Below are 18,828 nucleotides of genomic sequence, written 5' to 3'. Positions count from 1 at the left end.
CCGCCACCCGATCCCAAGGAGAGTGCGTGCCCCGCTCCGCCAGGTCATCCGCTGACGCCATCAGCGCCCGGCTTCGGGACCTCGAACTCCTCACCAAGGGACCCGCCTGGGCGCTGACGCGTTCGGCGCCGTGGGTGATCGCGGTGCTGCAGGCTTCCTTCACCCGCACCCGGCCGCAGCTGCCGCTGGAGGAATTCCATGCCGACGTCGACTCCTTCCTTGAGGAGCTGCGGCGCCAGGAACCCGGGCTGGGCGGAGGGGCCAACGGAAAATCCTTCGGCGACGAGTGGACCCGGCGGCAGTTCCTGACCCGCCGCAACCAGTCAGGCCAGATCGTGTACGAGGTCACCGAACCGGCAGCGCGCGTGCTGGCCTTCCTGGACAGCCTCTCCAGCGAACGGTCCACGTTGAACGGTTCCCGGCTGGGCACCCTGCTGGGGGACGTGGAGAAGCTCGCCAACGAAACCAACCCGGACCAGAGTGCGCGCCTGGAGGCCCTGGAAGAGGAAATCGAGGAGCGGCAGCAGCTCATCGAGGACATCAGCACCGGCGAGTTCGACGGCCTCCTGGACGATGACGAGGCAGTGGAGGCCGCCGGGAACATCCTGGACCTGGCCGCCAGCCTGCCCGCGGACTACAAGAAGATGCGCGACAGGATCGAGGAACTGGTGGGTGGCCTGCGCAACCAGATCATTGAGGAGTCGCTGACCAAGGGCGCCACCATGGCGCAGGTGCTGGAGGCGGACAAACGGCTCCGCCAGAGCCCGGAGGGCCGGACGTTCCGGTCCTTCACCGCCTTCCTGGAGGACCCGCAGCAGCAGCTCCGGTTCCGGTCCGCCATCGGCGAAGTCCTGAGCCGCCAGTTCGCCGACGACCTCTCACCCGAGGACCGGGAGACCCTGAAAAACCTGGTGGCGGAGCTCCGGCAGCAGCACAGCCAGATCCAGCGCATCTACGGCAAGCTCAGCGAGAGCCTCAACACGTACGTCCAGAGTGACGATTTCCGCCAGTCGGTCCGGCTCCGGCAGGTGCTGCGGGAGGCGGAGCAGGCCATCCGGTCACTGCCGTACGAGCGTGAACGCCCCGGCCTGGTGCCTGGCCCGGTCCTGTACAACGCGGGCTTCGAGTCGCTGTCCATGGTGAAGCTGTTCGATCCCGACGAGTTCGCGGCTCCGCCCCGCCTGGCCGATCCCATCGCCTTCACGGACTCGGACCGGGTGCGCTCGCCGAGGACCGGCAAAGCCAAGCCCGCGGTGGTCCGCGCGGCCATGGCGGGGGCTGCAACGCTCGCTGACGCCTGGCAGCAATTGCCACCCGGGGAGCAGCACATCAACACCATTCGCGCCCTCCTCTCCGAAGCCCTGCACCGGGGTGCCGACTTCAACCGCGGGGCCTGGGACGGCCTGGACTTCGAACAGATAGACGGTTCCACCCGCAGGGCCTACCTGCCCGTGGTCACGCTCGCAAAGGATTCAGATGACTGAGGAAATCACGACACCGCTGGACGAGCCGGTGGCTGAGCCTGTCGAAACCCCGGTGTCGCCGAGCCCCACCCCCGGAGTGGTCTCCCCCCGGGACACCTTCGTGGACGGCGCAGCCCTGTTCCCCGGCGATACCGGCGTGCTGCCGATGAAGGTGCGGCAGGCGCTGGTCAAGCTCCTCAAGGGCCCGTACATCGATGGCGGCCGTGACGAGAAGCTGTGGACGGTGTTGCTGGACAACCAGTTGATCCTGCGGAGCCGCCTCTCCGAGCTGTTCCTCACCCTGCAGCTGGACCATGAGCGGAAGATCGCCGTCCTCCGTCCCGTCGACCCGGAGGTCATCGGCGGCAGCACCCGGTCCAGCATCCTGCGCCAGCAGCGCGCGCTGAGCCGGGTTGAAACCATCGTCCTGCTCCGGCTCCGGCTGCTCCTGGACCGGCACGTCACCGCCCAGACGGACCCCACCATCACCCGGGAGGAGATCACGGACCTGGTGGCGCACTACCAGCCGGCGGGCCAGCAGGACGCCCTCCGCGATTCGGATGTGGTGACCCGTGCCATCACCAAGCTCCTGGCCCGCCAGCTCCTGCTCCCCACGGGCCTGGAGGATGTCTACACCATCTCCAACGCCCTGCCCTTGGCGCTGCCGTTCGAAAACATCGGCGACATCCCGGCCCACATCGAAGCGCTGGTGGCGGCGTCCGCGGACCAGTCGGGAACTGAACCGCTCCTGGATCTTGACGGCGACGCTGAGACAGGTGCCGAGGATGGAGCAGAGGACGACGCTGCCAATGGTGACGAGGCGTCCGAAACCACGAATGAGGTGACCAAGTGACCATCGCAAGCATGCTCCCGCTCGGGGACGTGACCAACCCGGGCCAGATGCGGCTTGCCTTGGTGCAGGTGGTCAACTGGGGGACGTTCCACGGCGCGCACACCATGCATGTGGACCGGAACGGCACCTTGCTGACGGGTAACTCCGGCGTGGGCAAGTCGACGTTGTTCGATGCCATGTTGCGGGTGTTCGATGCGCGGCCGCGGTCCAACGAGGCGGCGGCGCAGCGTTCCGGCGGTGCGGTGGAGGACAAGCGCACCACCTTCACCTATATGCGCGGCAAGGTGGGGGACAAGGCCGTGGGGGACGGCTCGGCGAGTGCGTTCCAGCGCCCGGGTGCCACCTGGTCCGCCGTCGCGCTGACGTTCGACAACGCCGCCGGCACCAGGGTGACGGTCTCGGCGCTGTTCGACCTGCCCAAGAACGGGACCGAGTCCAGCGTGGGCCGGTTCTACCTGATTGACAACGTGCCGCTGGACCTGGAAGCCGTGGAAGGCATCGCGGACAAGCGCTTCACCAAGGGCGCACTGGAAACGATCTTCCCGCACGCGCAGGTGTTCGATGTCCACAAGGCGTTCGCTGAACGCTTCCGCCGGCTGCTGGGAATCAGCTCGGACCAGGCGCTGCCTTTGCTGCGCGTCATCCAGGCGGGGAAAGGGCTGGGCGGCAGCGTCAACACGTTTTTCCGCGACCAGGTGCTGGATGCCCCTGCAACATTGGCCGCCGCGGATGACGTGGTGGAGGAGTTCAGCAACCTGATGTCCATCCGCCAGCGGCTGGAGGACGTCCGGCAGCAGCGCGACCAGCTGGCCCCGGTGCCGGGACTGAACCGTGAATACGCGCAGTCCCTGCTGGACGCGAACCGGCTGAGGGACCTTGTGGGGGAGGAGTTCGAGGCCTACAAGCAGAAGCTGGCGGTCGAGGTCCACCAGAAAACCTTGGTCCGGTTCCGTGAGCTGGCGCAGGCGAAGGCCAAGGAGCTCGGCGCCGAACGTGCGGTCCGTGACGGCCTGGCCAAGGAGCTTCGGCAGCTGGAGACCGATTACAACAACCAGGGCGGCAACGCCATCTCGGCGATCGAGCAGTCCCTGGAGAACGCCCGGGTGGGGCTGAAGCTTCGCCGCCAGGTGGAAGAGGCGGCCCAGCAGGCCTTGTCCGACGCCGGGCTGCAGCTTGAGTGGAGCGCGGCCGGCTGGGAGCAGGCGCACGAACAGGCGGCGGCGAGGTCGGCCGAGCTGAAGGACGATTCACAGGCCCTGCAGGAGCTCCGGTTCGAGGCGTTCGACGCCCATGCCACCCGCAAACGGGAGCTTGCGGCCGCCGAGCAGGAACTCCTGTCGCTGAAAACGCGCAAATCCCTCCTGCCGCCGTCGAGCATTGAAAACCGCGCCGCGATCGCCGCCGCCACGGGGATCCCGGAGGACCGGATGCCGTTCGCAGGCGAGCTCATGGACCTCGCCGAAGGCGAGGAGCGGTGGCGCCCGGCAGCGGAGCGCGCGCTCCGGAGCCTGGCCACCACCCTGCTGGTGCCGGGGGAGCACTTCGGTGCCGTGACCCGGTACCTCAACGACCATAACGTCCGCGGCGCGTTGCGGGCGGTGGACGTCTCCAAGCCGCTGGCAGGCGGCGCGCTCGCCGTGGAGGACGTGCGCGACGGCGACCTGCTGGCCAAGCTGGACATCCTCGCCGCCGGTGCGGTGGCCGAGGCCGGCGAATGGGTCCGCGAGCGGATCGCACTGGACTTTGCCTACCCGTGCGTCGAGGATCCGGACGAACTCGCAGCCCTGGAGAAGGGCCTGAGCCTGGGCGGCGTGGTCAAGCGGAACCGGCACACGGTGGAGAAGGACGACCGCTTCACCAGCCGCCAGGACTACGTGCTCGGTTTCGACAACGCCGCCAAGCTCGAACTGGTTGCCGGCCAGGTGGAGGACCTCCGGCAGGAAGTGGCCAAGGCCGCAGAACTGGCCCAGAGCCGCGAGGACTCGCACCAGGGCATGAGCCGCCAGCTCGATGCCCTGCGCCGCATCGCCGAGGACGACCGCCCGTGGGAACAAGTGTCCGCGGCTGTCGCGGCGGACGAGCTCGCCCGGATCGAGCAGCGGCTCAAGGATGCCCTGGCCGCCCAAGCGGACCTGGAACCGCTCCGCGCCACCATCGAGGAGGTCCGGCAGAAACACCAGTCCAGCACCGAGTCGGCGGCAGTCCTGCAAAGCGAATACAAGGCCCTGGACCGCCAGCTGACGGGCGCGGACGCGCTGCTCGAAGCCGCGCGCGTCCGCCTGGCCCAGGCTCCGCCGTCGGACGCCACTGAGGCAGCGCTCGAACCGCACTTCGCGGAATTTGGCGACGTGACCGAAATGCATGAACTGGACAACCTGGCCAACCGGGTACGGACGGCCCTGCTGGGCGAACTGCACGCAGCCGAGTCGCGGGGACAGGCCACGGCCGAGCGCCTCACCCGCATCTTCGAGGGCTTCGTCCGGGAGTGGGGCAGCGCCATTTCTGCCGACCACGGAACCAGCATTGGCGCGGCCAGCGAGTTTGAGTCCCGCTACCACGCGATCGTGAATGACGGCCTGCCCGCGCAGGAGGCCGAGTTCCGGCAGTTCTTCAACCAGCGCACGCACGAGTCCTTCAGCACCCTGCTGCACCTGCTGGACGAGGAACGGCGCTCCATCACCAGCCGCATCCTCCCGCTGAACGGCATCCTGTCCCAGGTCAACTTCCATGAGGGCAGCTACCTGGAACTGGACATCAAACAGACGCTGCCGCCCACTGCCAAGCAGTTCAAGGACGCCATCCAGAACGCGCTGAAGGCACGGCACACCCGGCCCGCGAAGGCGGAGGCAGGCCGCTCAGACGGTTCCGGTCCGGACAGGGACGACGACGCCGAGCTCACCGCCCGCTACAAGTCCCTTGAGACGCTGGTCAAGCGGCTGGGGTCGCAGGCGCCGGAGGACCGGCGCTGGCGCGCCGAGGTCCTGGACGTCCGCGGCCACCTGTTCATCCAGTGCAAGGAACACCGCGAAGTCGCCGCCCCCACCTCGGGAAAGAAGGGCGGCAGCAGGAAGACAGAAGTGTTCATGCACGCCGACACCGGATCGATGTCCGGTGGCGAGCGGCAGCGGTTCACGGCGTTCATCATGGCCGCCGCCCTGAGCTACCAGCTGGGAATTGCCGAGCAGGGTTTCACCACCTACGGCACGGTGATGATGGACGAGGCCTTCGTGCTCGCGTCCGAGGAGTTCGCCGGAGCCGGGATCAAGGCGCTGCACGAATTCGGGTTCCAGCTGCTGCTGGCTGCGCCCGAAAACGTGATCGACCTGTCCCGGCACCTGGGCTCCGTGACCGAAATCCTGCGTGACAAACGCACCAACCGTTCCGGCGTCCTGACCGCACCGGTCATCCGCCCCCGCCCGGGGGAAGAAGGCGCCTGGCGGTCCGAGGCGAACCCGGTGGATATCGTCCTGCGGTAACCGGCAGCACGTGGAGTGCGCCGGTTACCTGGGCTGCACTGGTTACTTGGACTGAACCCTGGCCAGGAACTGGGCCGTGCGGTCCTGCAGCCCCTGGATTTGGCGCTGCACGACGACGGCGGGGTCCGGGTTGATCTCGTTGGCCGGCGGTTCCCTGCGGACGTTGCCGCAGCAGAGGAAGTCGGCGCAGATCAGGGTGCCGACGGTGTTGCCGTCGCGCCCCGACTGGCCCGAGCGCTTGGCGACCCAGAGCAGGACGTCCTCCTTGGAGAAGACGTCCCGGCAGAGTTCGCACAACACGGAACGGTTCTTCCGGACGCCTCCCTCGGGGGCCCGGAGCATGATTCCGGTGAGGCCTTTCGGACCGGGGACCACCAGGTAACCGCGCAGCGGCATCTTTCCGTCCCGCCAGCCCAGGAACTCAAGGCTGTCCCAGTCGAGGGAATCGAAGTTTTTGGGCAGCGTCAGTTTCGCCGCTTCCGAGCGGCTGGCGTTGACGAAGGATGAGCGGATTTGCTGGGGCGTGACTGATTGCATGGCTGAACTTTCGTAGCAGTGGGCGGCCCGGATCCGGGCCAAGGTAACAGGGGAGTCAGTCAGTCTCCGCGGAGCAGGCCAAAGCGGCCACCCCGCTCTCCATGGCAGCGGCGGCCGTGATAGCCCTCTGCATGCGCATTTCCTGTTGTCCTGTCCGATGTTCAGCGTTTGTTCAGCGTTCCGGGCGGCTTCGTCCGGCCCGGCAAGGCCATCCTGCCAAATTGGGAGCCAACTGTCCAAGGAACGGCACGTGGATGTGGCGTTGGTCACCCAACCGGGATTAGGTGACAAAAATGTTGCGTAATGATGATTTACATAGGTTAGCCTTACTTAAGTTTTCATCCGCCCCCTTGAAGGAGCCCCGTGACGTCCCCCCTTTTCCCTGGTCCCCTCCCCACCCGCCGGAGCCTCTTCTCCTCCACCGGTAAAGCGGCAGCCATCCTCGCCGCAGCCGCGCTCACGCTCTCTGGCTGCTCCACCGGCCCCGCTGCCTCCGTAACCGCCGCCACCAGCGCCAGCGGCAGCACGGCGTTCCCGGTCACCATCGAGCACGTGTTCGGCAGCACCACCATCGAGAAGCAGCCCACCCGGGTGGCGACGGTCTCCTGGGTAAACGACGACGTCGCCATCGCCCTGGGCGTGGTGCCCGTCGGCGTCCCCAAGAACGAATGGGGCGGCAACAGCAAAGGCTCCACCCCGTGGAAGGACGCCGCCCTGGAAAAACTGGGTGCCGGATTCGGTTCGGCCAAAGCGCCGGTCCAGTACTCCGAAGCCGACGGCATCAACTTCACCGAGATCGCCAAGCTCAGCCCCGACGTCATCCTCGCCGCCTACTCGGGCCTCACCGAGGAGGACTACAAGAAGCTCAGCGAGATCGCCCCCGTGGTGGCCCACCCCCAGGTGGCGTACGGAACCTCCTGGCAGGACTCAACCACCATCATCGGCAAAGCCCTGGGCAAGGAAGCGCAGGCAGCACAACTGGTGGCGGACACCGAAGCCACCGTCAAGGACAAGGTCGCCAAGTACCCGCAGATCGCCGGCAAGAGCTTCATCTACGGCAACCTCGAGCCCGCCAAGGGTGACGGCGTGAACGTCTACACGGCCAACGACAACCGTCCCCGGTTCCTCACCGAAATCGGCATGACCCTGGCACCGGTGGTGGCAGAGAACTCCAAGGGCTCCAAGGAGTTCTACATCCCGTGGTCCGCGGAAAAAGCCAACGAGCTGGCCTCTGACATCTTCGTCACCTGGGTCCCCGACGCGTCCACCACGGACGCCATCAAGGCCGACCCCCTGCTGGGCCAGATCCCCGCCATCAAAAACGGCGCCTTGGTGGCCGATTCGGACAACACCCTGACCCTTTCCATCTCGGCATCCTCGCCGCTGAGCCTGCCGTGGTCCCTGGACACCTTCCTGCCGCAGCTCGCCGGCGCAGCGGATGCAGTGAAGTAGGTCCAGCGCCATGAGTACGACGACGGCACGTCCCGCGGCGGACGCCGGCACCCGGGTGCCGGCCCGGGCGTCGGCCGCTCCCCTCCGCGGCAACGCCCCGGAAAGGAAGCACGCCGCCTGGCTGGCTGCCGCCGTCGTCGTGCTGGTACTCATGGCCGGGGCGTCGCTGGCGGTGGGTGCCCGGGATGTTCCACTCGGCACGGTGTGGCAGGCGCTGGCAGCGTTCGATCCCGCGAACGGGGACCATGCCGTGGTCCAGGCGCGGATTCCGCGGACTGTCCTTGGCCTGCTGGCCGGCGGCGCCCTGGGGCTGGCCGGCGCGGCCATGCAGGGAGTTGCCCGCAACCCGCTGGCCGATCCCGGCATCATCGGCGTCAACGCCGGTGCAGCCCTGGCGGTGGTGACCGGCATCTACGTCTTCGGCGTAACCGGCTTTTCCGGATACATCTGGTTCGCCTTCATCGGCGCCGCAACCGCCGCCGTCCTGGTGTATCTCATCGCATCGCTGGGCCGGGAAGGCGCCACGTCGGTCAAGCTCGCGCTTGCGGGGGCTGCCCTGAGCGCCGGGCTCTCCTCCCTCATGAACGTCATCCTGGTCTCCAGCCAGGACACCCTGGACAGGTTCCGGTTCTGGCAGGTCGGCGGAATCGCCGGCAGGGACTGGTCCGTGCTGCTTCCCGGCCTGCCCTTTTTGGCCGCAGGCGCACTCATTGTGCTGTTGAGCGGCAGGATCCTCAACAGCCTGGCCCTGGGCGACGACACCGCCCGCGGGCTTGGACAGCGTGTTGGCGCCGCCCGTGCCGTGACGGCACTGGGAATCGTCCTGCTGTGCGGTACGGCCACGGCTTTGGCGGGTCCCATCGGCTTCGTCGGCCTGGTGGTGCCGCACGCCGTCCGTTTCCTCACCGGTCCGGACTACCGCTGGATCCTTCCCTTCTCCCTGGTGGCCGCTCCGGCGCTGCTGCTCGCGGCAGACATCATCGGGCGCGTGGTGCTGCTGCCCGGCGAGGTCCCGGCCGGCATCATGACAGCCCTCGTCGGCGCCCCGGTCTTCGTCTGGCTGATCCGCCGCGGGAAGGGAGCCGGGCTGTGAGGGTCCACCGGACTGCCGTGCTGGCCTCCGCCGTAGTGGTGATGTTCTTCGTGTCCGTCCTGCTGGGCAGCTACACGGTCACCGTCCCCGACTTCTTCACCATCGTCGCCAACCATCTCACCGGCGGCCGGAAGATTCCGGGCGCCAGCTTCATCGTGATGGAGAACAAGCTTCCGCATGCCGTGGTTGGAACCATGATCGGAGTTGCGTTCGGACTGGCCGGCGCCCTCTTCCAGACCATGCTCCGGAACCCGCTGGCCAGCCCCGATGTCATAGGCATCAGCTCCGGTGCCAGCGCGGCGGCCGTTGTTGCCATCGTTGTTTTCGGCGCATCCGGTGCCACGGTGTCCGGGGCGGCGCTGGCCGGTGCGCTCGCCGTGGCCGTCCTGATCCATGCGATCTCCAGCGGCAGGAACCGCGGGCCCGGCCGGGGAAACGCAGCCGGGAACCGCCTCGTCCTGGCCGGTGTAGGCATCGCCGCCGCCCTGCAGGCAGTGGTGAGTTTCCTGATGACCCGCGCCGATATCCGGACCGCCGCCGACGCCCTGGTCTGGCTGAACGGCTCACTGAACTCCGCCAACTGGGACCGGGCCGGCGTCTTGTTCCTGGCGCTCGCGGTGCTGGTTCCCGCCGTCGTGTTCCTTGCCGGGCCGCTGCGGATCCTGGAACTGGGCGACGACGCCGCCGCCGGACTGGGACTCCGCGTCGCCGGCACCCGCCTGGCCCTCGTGGTCATTGCGGTATCGCTCGCGGCGGTGGCGACGGCGGCGGCCGGGCCGGTCGCATTCGTCGCCTTCCTGGCCGGACCCATCGCCCGCCGCTTCACCGGCAAATCCGGCCTGCCGGCGTCGGCCCTGGTGGGTGCCCTGATTGTCCTCGCGGCGGACTACTTCGCCGCCAACCTCGCCCCGCTGCTGCTGGACGGGACCGTCCTGCCGGTGGGAGTGGTCACCGGCGCGCTCGGCGCCCCGTTCCTGCTGTGGCTCCTGGTCACAGCCAACAGAAAGGACGCCTGACGTGCCCGTCCTGGAAGCACACGGCCTGACACTGCAATACGACCAACGCCGCGTGGTGGACCGGCTCAGCATCCGGATCCCCGAAGGCAGGGTCACCATGATCGTCGGTGCGAACGCCTGCGGAAAGTCCACCCTGCTGGGCGGCCTGTCCCGGCTCCTCAAACCGGCGGCCGGGGCCGTGACCCTGGACGGCAAGGACATCCATGCCCGCCCGGCCCGCGAACTGGCCCGCACCCTCGGCCTGCTTCCCCAGCATCCCGCCGCCCCGGACGGAATCACCGTCCGGGACCTGGTGGGCCGTGGCCGCTACCCGCACCAAGGCCTGTTCCGCAGCTGGAGCGGCAACGATGAAGCAGCCGTGCAGCGCGCGCTGGAAGCCACCGGGACGCTGGACCTGGCCGGGCGCGAGGTGGACGAACTCTCCGGCGGCCAGCGCCAGCGCGCCTGGATTGCCATGGCGCTGGCGCAGGAAACGGAGGTGCTGCTGCTGGACGAACCCACCACGTACCTCGACCTGGCGCACCAGGTGGAAGTCCTGGACCTGGTCACGGACCTGAACCGCACACGGGGCACCACGGTGGCCATCGTCCTGCACGACCTCAACCTCGCCGCACGCTACGCAGACCACATCATCGCCATGAAGGAGGGCGACGTAACGGCCGCCGGCACCCCCGCCGACGTGGTGACCGAACACCTGGTCCGCGACGTCTTCGGCCTCGAAAGCCGCGTCATCCCCGACCCCGTCTCCGGGACCCCGCTCATCATTCCCATCGGCCGCCATCACGCCACCGCCAACGAACTGGAGCCCGTCGCATGAAGACCCGCGAAACCGCCGCCACCCAGCCGATGAGCCTGGCCTTCGAGGTCAGCGTCACCTCGGTCCGCGACCTCAGTCCCAACTTCCGCAGGATCACCTTCGGCGGGTACTCGTTGCGCGGGTTCGGCGTCCACGGCGACACCCTTGACCTCCGGATCAAACTGCTGATCCCCTCGCTCGCCGCCGACGGCACCGAACTGCCGCTCCCGGCCTTCAACACCATCCGGCCGGGCTGGTACCGGGACTGGCTTGCCATGGACCCGGCCGTCCGCGGCGCCATGCGGACCTATACCGTCCGGGAGGCCAGGCTGGACGCGGTGTACCCGGAGATCGACGTTGATTTCGCCCTGCACGGCAATCACCGCGGGCTGCCCATGGACGCCTCCGGCCCGGCTGCGAACTGGGCCGTGAACGCCAAACCGGGCGATTCCCTGACCATCATCGGCCCCAACAACCGCGCAGCGCACTGCGTCACCGCGGAAACCTACTCCGGCATCGAATGGCGTCCCGGGCTGGCCCAGCGCATCCTGCTCGCCGGCGACGAAACCGCCGTCCCCGCGATCTCCGCGATCCTGGAAACCCTTCCCCCCTACATGAGCGGGCACGCGTTCCTCGAGGTCCAGCAGCCCGCGGACTTCCTGGAACTCAGCTCCCCGGCGGACATCGAGATCACCTGGCTGGCCCGCGGTGCCGCCATCGGCAGGTCCAGGCCGCACGGCCAGTTGCTGCAGGAGGCAGTGCGCAAGGCCGTCCCCGTGCCGGGCTGGGTGGGCATCACCGCGGACGGCGGCGGCGCGGGGCCGGAGCCCGAAGACGTCAACGTCGACGTGGACATCCTTTGGGAAACGCCCGCCCGGATGGAGGCCGCCGCCGTCACCGCCTCCAGGAATCCGAGCCTGCCCGCCGGTGCCATGCCCTTCTACGCCTGGATCGCCGGCGAAGCGGCCGCCATCCGGGACCTGCGCCGGTACCTGGTCCGCGAGGTAGGCATCGACCGCAAGCAGGTGGCGTTCATGGGGTACTGGCGGCAGGGCAAAGCCGAGGGCTGAGTCTTCCTGCGCCTGGGTGCGCCGGCGACACTATTTCGCCGTCGCTTAGCGGTTGGACCCTTCCCAAACTTCGCAAGCTCAGTTCGGGGCCCTCGGGTCCGCCCTTCCTCCCTGCACTTCGTTCCGGCCGCGGGCGGCCTCTCTCCGCTCCGGTCGGCGATGCGCTGCTACGCGAAACAGCGTCGCCGGCTTAGAGCCTCTCCGTCACCCAAGCTTTACCTCGGCTTTCCCTGCGCTTACTTTGTTGTGGCTAGGTTGGCGTGGTGCCTGAATCCTTGCTTCCTGACTCCGGGCGGCGGGTGTTTGTTGCCCTGGGGGACTCTTTCACCGAAGGGGTGGGGGACCGGGATGAGCGGCTGCCCAACGGGGTGCGGGGCTGGGCGGACCGGGTGGCCGAGAAACTGGCCAAAGCGCAGCCCGGCTGGAAGTACGCCAACCTGGCCATCAGGAGCAAGCGGCTCAGGCACATCATCGACGAACAATTGGAGCCCGCCCTGCGCATGCGGCCCACGCTGATCACGCTCTACGCCGGCGGCAACGACATCCTGGACCTGAAGACGGACATGGGCGCGCTGATGGCGGACTACGAGCAATTCGTCGCCACACTCGCAGGGACCGGGGCTACCGTGGTCCTCTTCACCGGGTTCGACGTCAAGGTTTCGGCGCTGCTGGAGCCGCTGAAGAAGCGCAATGCCTACTACAACCAGCGGGTCCGGGAGATCGCCGCGAAGCACGGGGCACTGTTGGTGGATTACTGGTGCCTGGACGCCTTCCATGACCGGAGGATGTGGGACTCGGACCGGCTCCACATGTCCAAGGCCGGCCACAAATACCTTGCCGGGCAGGTGCTGGACCAGTTGGGCGTACCGCACAAGATCAAGCGCAAGGACTGGGAACCGGCCGCCCGGCTCAGCGTGCGCGAATGGGAGCAGCAGCAGCGGCGCTGGGTCCACGACTGGGTCCTGCCGCTGTTCGGCCGCAAGCTCCGCGGCGTCACGCTGGGGGATACGCTCACCCCGCGCTGGCCGGAGCCGGTGAAGGTCCCGCGCAAAGGGCTGAAGAAGCTTGCGGCGGAAACGCCCGACGACGGCGCCGTGCCTTAGCCGGTCTGGGCGGGCGGGGTGTCCAGCAGGTTTTCATACCCCGGCGCCACCCGGCCGGCATGGAACTCCAGCACCTCGAAATCGGCCACCCCGTTGGAGTAGAACGGGTCCTGCGCCAGGCTGGCGTCGAGGGTGGCGCGGTCCGCCTGCGACAGCAACAATCCTCCGGTACGCGGAATCTTGCGGCCCGCGGCGATGAACACGCCGTCGTCGAAGGCCTTTTGTAGCCAGGCGATGTGGGCGTCGTTATGGAAGTCGACGATCTCCTGGGGCACGCGGTAGGTGAGGGAGACAACATACATGGGCCAAGCCTACCGGCGTCGCAACAGGCTACTTGAAAGATCAATCGTAGAATGGGCTCATGACCGAACCCCGATGGCTCAACGCAGACGAACGCCGTGCCTGGCTGGCGCTGGTGAGCATCAACACGTTGCTGCCTGCGGCGCTTGATACCAGGCTGCACGGCGCGGGGAAGTTGTCCCTTTTCGACTACACCGTCCTGGCCATGCTCTCCGAAGCCGAGGACCGGTTCCTGCCCATGAGTGAGCTGGCCGCCCGCAGCAGCGCTTCCCTGTCCCGCCTCTCCCATGTGGTGACGAAGCTCCAAAAACGGGGCTGGGTGGAGCGCCGGCCGCATCCCCACGATGCGCGGGTCACGACGGCGCACCTCACCGAGGAAGGCATGGCGACCATTGTGGGGCTGGCACCCCGCCACGTTGAGGATGTCCGGGACCTGTTCCTCGATGCCCTGACCGAACAGGACGTCCTGGACCTGGCGCGGATCGGCGAAAAAGTTGTCGGACGGCTGGACACTGACCACTGGATCCTGCGCGAAACCAAGGGCTGAGCCGCCGATTGGTTGCTTCCGGCAACGGATGGCAAACTTACCGCATGGATTTCACTTCCCGGTTCGTGGCCCTGGGCGATTCTTTCACTGAAGGCGTTGGCGACGACGACCCCGCCCGCCCCAATGGCGTGCGCGGCTGGGCCGACCGCCTGGCCGAACAACTGTGCGCCGCCGATCCCGGCTTCGGCTACGCCAACCTGGCCATCCGCGGCAGGAAGCTCCGCCAGATCCTTGCCGAGCAGGTGGACGCCGCCGTCGAACTCAAGCCCACACTGGTGAGTATTTACGCAGGTGCCAATGACATCCTCCGGCCACGCGTGGACATCGACGAACTGCTGGTGGAGTACAACGACGCCGTCGGCCGGCTGGCCGCTACCGGCGCCACCGTGGTGATGTTCACCGGCTTCGATGCCCGGGGGTCAAAGGTCTTCGGCACCATGCGCGGCCGGACGGCTATCTATAACGAGCTGGTCCGCGGCATCGCGGGGGACCACGGTGCGCTGTTGGTGGATTACTGGCGCTTCAGCGAGTACTACGACTGGGGCATGTGGGCCCACGACCGGATGCACATGTCCGCTGCGGGCCACGCCAACATGGCCAAGCGTGTGCTCGAAGTCCTCAAATATGACCACTCCATCAACATCCCGCCCATGACGCCGGTCCCCGAACTCAGCGGCAGGGAGGCGCTCCGCGCCAACGCCCAATGGTTCCGGGAATATGCGGCCCCGTGGGTGGTCCGCCGGGTCACCGGCAAGTCGTCCGGGGACAACCTCCGGCCCAAGTACGCCCAGCTCACGCGTCTCTGACCCCCGCAGTGTCCGGCCGCCGTCCTCAGGCGTGCCGGAACGCCGGAGTGGCCAGCATCGAGCCGTCGGCGCGGATCGCCAATACGGCAACATCCCAGGAGTCAGCGGCCAGGTTCAGCATCGGCATTCCGCCGGAAACGATTGCCGTGGCCAGCACATCGGCGGTAACGATGTCCGCCGCGGCCGCGGTGACCTGGACGAATTCCGTCCCACCGCCCAGCCGCCAGATGTGCTCGCCCCGCTCGGCGGAACCTGACGTTGCAAGGGCTGCGTGCTGGCCGCCCGCCCCAAGCGCATACCCGGTGATCAGGGTGCGGCGGTCCGCCGGATCCACAATCCCGGCCTTCCACGGCTCCGTGCTGCCGGGCCGGGGCGAGCCGCTCACCAGGACGTCGCCGCCGGCGTTGAGGCACCAGTCGCGCCGGCCCAGGGCCAGGAGCGAAGTCCCGGCCTCGCGGATTGCGTGGCTTTTGACGAGGCCGGACAGATCAAGGACGCCGTCGGGCCTCTCGGGGGTAAAAGCGCCTTCCGTGCGCAGCCGCCATTCGTGCGCTTCCGCGTACCGTTCCCGCATTTGCGCAGAGGCCGTCCGCAGCGTCAGTTCCCCGCGGGCCAGCCGGCTGGCTTCGGAGTCCGGGCGGTACAGGCTGAAGGTTTCGTCGAGTTCCCGGAAAAGGCGTTCGACGACGGCGGTGGCGGCGGCGAGCTCGTCAAGCCGAGGCTGCCCTTCCGCGGCCATTCCGACGGGCATGGTCAGGCTGATGACCGTACCCATGCACTCGAAGGTGCGGGCTTTCAGGGCCGGGGTGCCGGTTTGCGCCGGCAACGGGCTAGAGGTGCGCTGCATCGATCGCTGCCTGGAGTGAGGTGAGGTAGGCGTTGCTGGTGACGGTGGCGCCGCTGATGGTCTTGATGCCGGCCGACTGGGCAGCCAGCGCCTCGCTGCGGAGCAGGGGGGCTGCACGGTTGCTGATCTGGATTGACTTGCCGTCGGTGTTGGTCAGCTGGAGGGCCGTGACATCCGTGATCTTGCCGTTCGCCACCGTGATCTGGACCTGCACGGGGCCGAACCTGGTCTGCACAGTGGTGCCCTTGTAGGTGCCGGAGGCGGTGGAACCCGACGAACCGGACGAGCTCGAGGAGCCGGTCGTCCCCGACGTGCTGGACGAGCCTGTTGTGCCGGAGGAACCCGAAGCGGTGGAGGAACCCGTCCCGGATGCGCCGGTGCCGGTGGCGCCCGTGGTGCCTGTTGCCGTCGTGCCTGTAGCGACGGTGCTGATGCCTGATACCTGCGTGCCGGCCTGCCAGCCCGCCAGGAGAATCCCGGCGGAGGCAAAGGCGGCAGCGGCGAGTCCGCGTATTTTCACCAGTCAAACCTTTCGTGATGGATCTGGTCCTCGCGGACGCCGGCATTCGCGGCGTCCGCTATGACGTTGGCCGCCCAGGTGGCCGGTCCGCAGACGTAGACGTCTGCGTCCTTGATGTCCGGGACGTAGGAGGTGAGGCTGTAGCCGTTGCGCACGGCGTCCTCGGGGAGCCAGGTGGAGCGGCCATGGGACCGCGGCCCGGTGAGGTGGAAGAGCCTGACCCCGCGTTCCTGGCAGAGCTCCAGGATTTCGCGGCTGAGATAGAGTTCCTGCTCCGTGTGGCCGCGGAGCAGGACGCTCGCCTCCCCGGGGCCGAACGGCGTGGTTTCCAGCAGCGCGCGCAGCGGAGTGATGCCGATGCCGGCACCGATCATGACCACTTTGTTCTTGGTGCGGGCAGCGGTGCTGAGCAGGCCGTACGGTCCCTCCAGCGCCACTTTGGTTCCCTTGCGGAGCCGGAGGAGACCGGCCGATCCGTCGCCCAGGTTGCGGACGGTGATCCGCATGGTTCCCTGGCCGTCGGGGCCGGTGAAGACGGGCTCGGCAGAGAGGCTGAACGGGTGCGGATGCCACCACATTCCCGGGGCCAGGAACCGCCAGATGAAGAAGCGTCCGCCGGTCCCCGCCAGCTGGTCCAGCTGCCGGCCGCGCATGACGATGTTCACGACGCCGGGCGCCACGGACTCGACCTTGGCCACAGTGAGCTGGTGCCTGAGGGTGGCCAGTACCGGTTCCAGGATGCGGAAGTACACCAGTGCCGTTCCGGTGGAGATGCAGATGGCCAGCCAATACCAGCGCTGCCAGGTCCCCGCGGCGAACAGCCCGCCCACGCTGAACTGGTGCGGGATTGAGGTGGCGACGGCGGCATAGGTCAGCAGGTGCACCACGTACCAGAACTCGTACGGGAAGCGGCGCCGGACGGCCACCAGGGACGTCACCACGACGGCGATAAACAGGGCCATGGAGACGAACGCCAGCCACATATCGGGGACCTGCATCCAGAGGTTGACGGACTCGGTGACAGGGTCGAGCCCCTCCGCCATGCCGTACCCGATGGCGATCAGGACGCCGTGGGCCAACAGCAGGTAGAGGGAGGGCTTGCCCAGCTTGCCGTGGAATTCCAGGGCGCGGTCGTGGCCGATGGTCCGGTCAATGAAGGGGATCCTTGCGGCCAGGAGCAGCATGAGCAGGACAAGGTCCATACCCGCCAGTCCGGCCACGATCCCGCCCGCGGTGAACAGCCCCGCGGGGGATGTGATGGTCGAAGCCCCGCCGTCCGCCAGCCAGAGGGCAATGGCCGCGGCAACGGAGGCCCAGGCAATCACGGTCAGGAGGTCGGTGCGGAGCATGCGCTGCTTGTGCTGGCCGGCGAACCGGTCGCGGACGGGCCGTGGTGTGGACAAGGAAGGGCGCTCCGGACGGCCGGAGCTGCTTGCGGCCGGTGTTGTCGGCAGGAGCTGCGTGTTCATGCCTCCAAGATTGCTGTGGGAAGCTATGTCCCTGCTGTGAAAAGGGGGAACAAGCTGCTGTGACCTTTCGGTCCCGCTGCCGCCCTTATACACCCGATTGGTCTTTAATTGCGTCAACTCGTAGACTTGGTAGGCGCTAAGTGCGCGGAGCGTGCGCAATTGCTCCGGTTGCCCGGTAATTTTCTCCAGGGCGGCCGGTAGTTAGGGGCTCAAGTTGCGTGACTAACCGTTGCCCTTCTTCACTTTTGGGTCGCCCTTAGCAGCATGGTCCAGCAGCAGATATGCGGATCATTACTTTCAATTCTTGAGGAGAAGTCATGGCAGCACACTGCCAAGTGACCGGAGCCGAGCCGGGCTTTGGGCACAGCATTTCGCACTCGCACCGCCGCAACAAGCGTCGGTTCGATCCGAACATTCAGAAGAAGCGCTACTGGGTTCCGTCCCTGCGCCGTAACGTCACGCTGCAGGTTTCTGCACGTGGCATCAAGACCATCGACGTGCGCGGCATCGACGCAGTCGTCGCCGACATTCTGGCTCGTGGGGTGAAGCTCTAGTGGCTAAGGACAAGGACGTACGTCCGATCATCAAGCTCAAGTCGACCGCGGGCACGGGTTACACCTACGTAACCCGCAAGAACCGTCGTAACGATCCTGACCGCATGGTCCTGAAGAAGTACGACCCCAAGATCCGCCAGCACGTTGAATTCCGAGAGGAGCGCTAAACATGGCTAAGAAGTCCAAGATTGCTCGCAACGAGCAGCGCAAGGTCATCGTTGAGCGTTACGCTGCGAAGCGCCTCGAGCTGAAGAAGACCCTGGTTGACGAAAACGCAACCGACGAAGCACGCGAAGCAGCCCGCCTGGGCCTGCAGAAGCTGCCCCGCAACGCGTCCCCGATCCGTCTGCGCAACCGCGACATCATCGACGGCCGTCCCCGCGGTACCTTCCAGAAGTTCGGTATCTCGCGTGTTCGCTTCCGCGACATGGCTCACCGCGGTGAGCTCCCGGGCATCACCAAGTCTTCCTGGTAATCCAGCACTGCTGATACCAGCTGCTTGAGGAGGGCCGGCAACCATGTGGTTGCCGGCCCTTCTGCGTTTAACCCACGCCGCGGGTGGTGGTTGAGCATGTGTGCGCCCTGTGCGGCAGCACACACGGCGGGATGACGACGGCGGGAGGCGGCCTGGGTGCCAGTTGGCCCGTTTCGCCGCGGAATTCCGGGGATGTACTCCGCTGGGAGGGCCGGTTTGCGGTGACGCCGGTGGGCGTGTATTGTTTTCTAAGTCGCCGCGGGGGAGACAGTGAAGAACTGATCACCGGGCGGCCACAAACCCCAAATCAAAGCCAAAATCTGGTTGCTCTTCAGGGTGCTGGAAATCGGTGGGGCTGGTCTTCAATTCGATTCAGATCCTGAGTGATGGATTTGCGTTGGGGTGGGGGATCGGGTAAGTTTGGAAAGTTGCTCCGGAGCGATCTGCGACT

Annotated in this window: 19 protein-coding genes; 14 read left to right on the top strand and 5 right to left on the bottom strand. The window is 67.2% G+C overall.

All coding sequences use genetic code 11. The annotated features are described in order from the left end of the window. The first annotated feature begins 26 nt into the window (after positions 1-26). The 3 genes from QRM96_RS20440 to QRM96_RS20430 are packed head-to-tail and all read left to right on the top strand — an operon-like array spanning position 27 to position 5,792. Positions 27-1,484: a DUF3375 family protein gene (locus tag QRM96_RS20440; protein ID WP_018763928.1), complete on the top strand. Its 1,458-nt coding sequence runs from the start codon at positions 27-29 to the stop codon at positions 1,482-1,484. After that, on the top strand, positions 1,477-2,316 hold the full coding sequence (locus QRM96_RS20435) for a DUF4194 domain-containing protein (RefSeq protein ID WP_285320786.1): 840 nt from the start codon (positions 1,477-1,479) through the stop codon (positions 2,314-2,316). The genes QRM96_RS20440 and QRM96_RS20435 overlap by 8 nt, the downstream gene beginning before the upstream one ends. Continuing rightward, the gene (locus tag QRM96_RS20430; RefSeq protein ID WP_285320785.1) at positions 2,313-5,792 is read left to right on the top strand and encodes an ATP-binding protein; all 3,480 of its coding nucleotides are present in this window, start codon (positions 2,313-2,315) and stop codon (positions 5,790-5,792) included. The genes QRM96_RS20435 and QRM96_RS20430 overlap by 4 nt, the downstream gene beginning before the upstream one ends. 42 nt (positions 5,793-5,834) lie before the next feature. Here QRM96_RS20430 and QRM96_RS20425 read toward each other — a convergent pair whose 3' ends face one another. Then, positions 5,835-6,329: an FBP domain-containing protein gene (locus QRM96_RS20425; protein ID WP_026265190.1), complete on the bottom strand. Its 495-nt coding sequence runs from the start codon at positions 6,327-6,329 to the stop codon at positions 5,835-5,837. Between the two features lie 363 nt (positions 6,330-6,692). On the opposite strand from QRM96_RS20425, the gene QRM96_RS20420 reads away from it, so the two are divergent. The 6 genes from QRM96_RS20420 to QRM96_RS20395 all read left to right on the top strand — a co-directional run bounded on the left by QRM96_RS20420 (position 6,693) and on the right by QRM96_RS20395 (position 12,859). Beyond that, positions 6,693-7,781: an iron-siderophore ABC transporter substrate-binding protein gene (locus QRM96_RS20420; protein WP_018763932.1), complete on the top strand. Its 1,089-nt coding sequence runs from the start codon at positions 6,693-6,695 to the stop codon at positions 7,779-7,781. Positions 7,782-7,791: 10 nt separating this feature from the next. Beyond that, a complete protein-coding gene (locus QRM96_RS20415) occupies positions 7,792-8,874 on the top strand; it encodes a FecCD family ABC transporter permease (RefSeq protein WP_285320784.1) in 1,083 nt (360 codons plus the stop codon). A gap of 41 nt (positions 8,875-8,915) precedes the next feature. Continuing rightward, positions 8,916-9,890, top strand: coding sequence for a FecCD family ABC transporter permease (locus tag QRM96_RS20410; protein WP_285320795.1), 975 nt, complete (start codon positions 8,916-8,918; stop codon positions 9,888-9,890). A gap of 1 nt (position 9,891) precedes the next feature. Then, complete coding sequence (locus tag QRM96_RS20405; RefSeq protein ID WP_285320783.1) at positions 9,892-10,707, top strand: ABC transporter ATP-binding protein; 816 nt, start codon at positions 9,892-9,894, stop codon at positions 10,705-10,707. Then, positions 10,704-11,756, top strand: a complete 1,053-nt coding sequence (locus tag QRM96_RS20400) for a siderophore-interacting protein (protein ID WP_285320782.1) — start codon at positions 10,704-10,706, stop codon at positions 11,754-11,756. The genes QRM96_RS20405 and QRM96_RS20400 overlap by 4 nt, the downstream gene beginning before the upstream one ends. A 260-nt stretch (positions 11,757-12,016) precedes the next feature. Then, complete coding sequence (locus QRM96_RS20395) at positions 12,017-12,859, top strand: SGNH/GDSL hydrolase family protein (protein ID WP_285320781.1); 843 nt, start codon at positions 12,017-12,019, stop codon at positions 12,857-12,859. Here QRM96_RS20395 and QRM96_RS20390 read toward each other — a convergent pair. Then, entirely contained in the window at positions 12,856-13,161 is a 306-nt protein-coding gene (locus QRM96_RS20390; RefSeq protein WP_285320780.1) for a YciI family protein, read from the bottom strand. The genes QRM96_RS20395 and QRM96_RS20390 overlap by 4 nt on opposite strands. A gap of 59 nt (positions 13,162-13,220) precedes the next feature. On the opposite strand from QRM96_RS20390, the gene QRM96_RS20385 reads away from it, so the two are divergent. Then, complete coding sequence (locus QRM96_RS20385) at positions 13,221-13,706, top strand: MarR family winged helix-turn-helix transcriptional regulator (protein ID WP_018763939.1); 486 nt, start codon at positions 13,221-13,223, stop codon at positions 13,704-13,706. A 44-nt stretch (positions 13,707-13,750) separates the two neighbouring features. Continuing rightward, the gene (locus tag QRM96_RS20380) at positions 13,751-14,512 is read left to right on the top strand and encodes an SGNH/GDSL hydrolase family protein (RefSeq protein ID WP_285320778.1); all 762 of its coding nucleotides are present in this window, start codon (positions 13,751-13,753) and stop codon (positions 14,510-14,512) included. Positions 14,513-14,537: 25 nt separating this feature from the next. Here QRM96_RS20380 and QRM96_RS20375 read toward each other — a convergent pair whose 3' ends face one another. From QRM96_RS20375 to QRM96_RS20365, 3 genes are read right to left on the bottom strand one after another with little or no spacing between them, the layout of a single operon-like run. Continuing rightward, complete coding sequence (locus QRM96_RS20375) at positions 14,538-15,359, bottom strand: FAD:protein FMN transferase (protein ID WP_502934915.1); 822 nt, start codon at positions 15,357-15,359, stop codon at positions 14,538-14,540. Continuing rightward, entirely contained in the window at positions 15,343-15,879 is a 537-nt protein-coding gene (locus tag QRM96_RS20370) for an FMN-binding protein (protein ID WP_285320777.1), read from the bottom strand. Before QRM96_RS20370 ends, QRM96_RS20375 begins: the two co-directional genes overlap by 17 nt. Then, entirely contained in the window at positions 15,876-17,348 is a 1,473-nt protein-coding gene (locus tag QRM96_RS20365; RefSeq protein WP_285320776.1) for a ferredoxin reductase family protein, read from the bottom strand. The genes QRM96_RS20370 and QRM96_RS20365 overlap by 4 nt, the downstream gene beginning before the upstream one ends. 317 nt (positions 17,349-17,665) lie before the next feature. On the opposite strand from QRM96_RS20365, the gene rpmB reads away from it, so the two are divergent. Genes rpmB through rpsN form a run of 3 tightly spaced genes read left to right on the top strand, consistent with a single transcriptional unit; the run spans position 17,666 to position 18,377 of the window. Next, positions 17,666-17,902 carry a 50S ribosomal protein L28 gene (gene rpmB / locus QRM96_RS20360; protein WP_018763944.1) on the top strand — a complete coding sequence of 79 codons (237 nt, stop codon included), beginning with the start codon at positions 17,666-17,668 and terminating at the stop codon, positions 17,900-17,902. After that, complete coding sequence (rpmG, locus tag QRM96_RS20355) at positions 17,902-18,069, top strand: 50S ribosomal protein L33 (RefSeq protein ID WP_013602737.1); 168 nt, start codon at positions 17,902-17,904, stop codon at positions 18,067-18,069. The genes rpmB and rpmG overlap by 1 nt, the downstream gene beginning before the upstream one ends. A gap of 2 nt (positions 18,070-18,071) precedes the next feature. Beyond that, entirely contained in the window at positions 18,072-18,377 is a 306-nt protein-coding gene (gene rpsN / locus QRM96_RS20350) for a 30S ribosomal protein S14 (protein WP_015938870.1), read from the top strand. Positions 18,378-18,828: the final 451 nt, after the last annotated feature.

Origin of the sequence: Pseudarthrobacter sp. lyk4-40-TYG-27 (genome assembly GCF_030209295.1) — a bacterium.
GTDB lineage: Bacteria > Actinomycetota > Actinomycetes > Actinomycetales > Micrococcaceae > Arthrobacter.
The sequence above is the reverse complement of the archived record's forward strand: the minus strand, read 5'-3'. Positions and strand labels throughout refer to the sequence as shown.

Coding starts and splice junctions, on each gene's coding strand:
- QRM96_RS20435 (WP_285320786.1), top strand. CDS start 1,477: ATGACTGAGGAAATCACGACACCGCTGGACGAGCCGGTGGCTGAGCCT.
- QRM96_RS20425 (WP_026265190.1), bottom strand. CDS start 6,329: ATGCAATCAGTCACGCCCCAGCAAATCCGCTCATCCTTCGTCAACGCC.
- QRM96_RS20415 (WP_285320784.1), top strand. CDS start 7,792: ATGAGTACGACGACGGCACGTCCCGCGGCGGACGCCGGCACCCGGGTG.
- QRM96_RS20410 (WP_285320795.1), top strand. CDS start 8,916: ATGTTCTTCGTGTCCGTCCTGCTGGGCAGCTACACGGTCACCGTCCCC.
- QRM96_RS20400 (WP_285320782.1), top strand. CDS start 10,704: ATGAAGACCCGCGAAACCGCCGCCACCCAGCCGATGAGCCTGGCCTTC.
- QRM96_RS20390 (WP_285320780.1), bottom strand. CDS start 13,161: ATGTATGTTGTCTCCCTCACCTACCGCGTGCCCCAGGAGATCGTCGAC.
- QRM96_RS20385 (WP_018763939.1), top strand. CDS start 13,221: ATGACCGAACCCCGATGGCTCAACGCAGACGAACGCCGTGCCTGGCTG.
- QRM96_RS20380 (WP_285320778.1), top strand. CDS start 13,751: ATGGATTTCACTTCCCGGTTCGTGGCCCTGGGCGATTCTTTCACTGAA.
- QRM96_RS20375 (WP_502934915.1), bottom strand. CDS start 15,359: ATGCAGCGCACCTCTAGCCCGTTGCCGGCGCAAACCGGCACCCCGGCC.
- QRM96_RS20365 (WP_285320776.1), bottom strand. CDS start 17,348: ATGAACACGCAGCTCCTGCCGACAACACCGGCCGCAAGCAGCTCCGGC.
- rpmB (WP_018763944.1), top strand. CDS start 17,666: ATGGCAGCACACTGCCAAGTGACCGGAGCCGAGCCGGGCTTTGGGCAC.
- rpsN (WP_015938870.1), top strand. CDS start 18,072: ATGGCTAAGAAGTCCAAGATTGCTCGCAACGAGCAGCGCAAGGTCATC.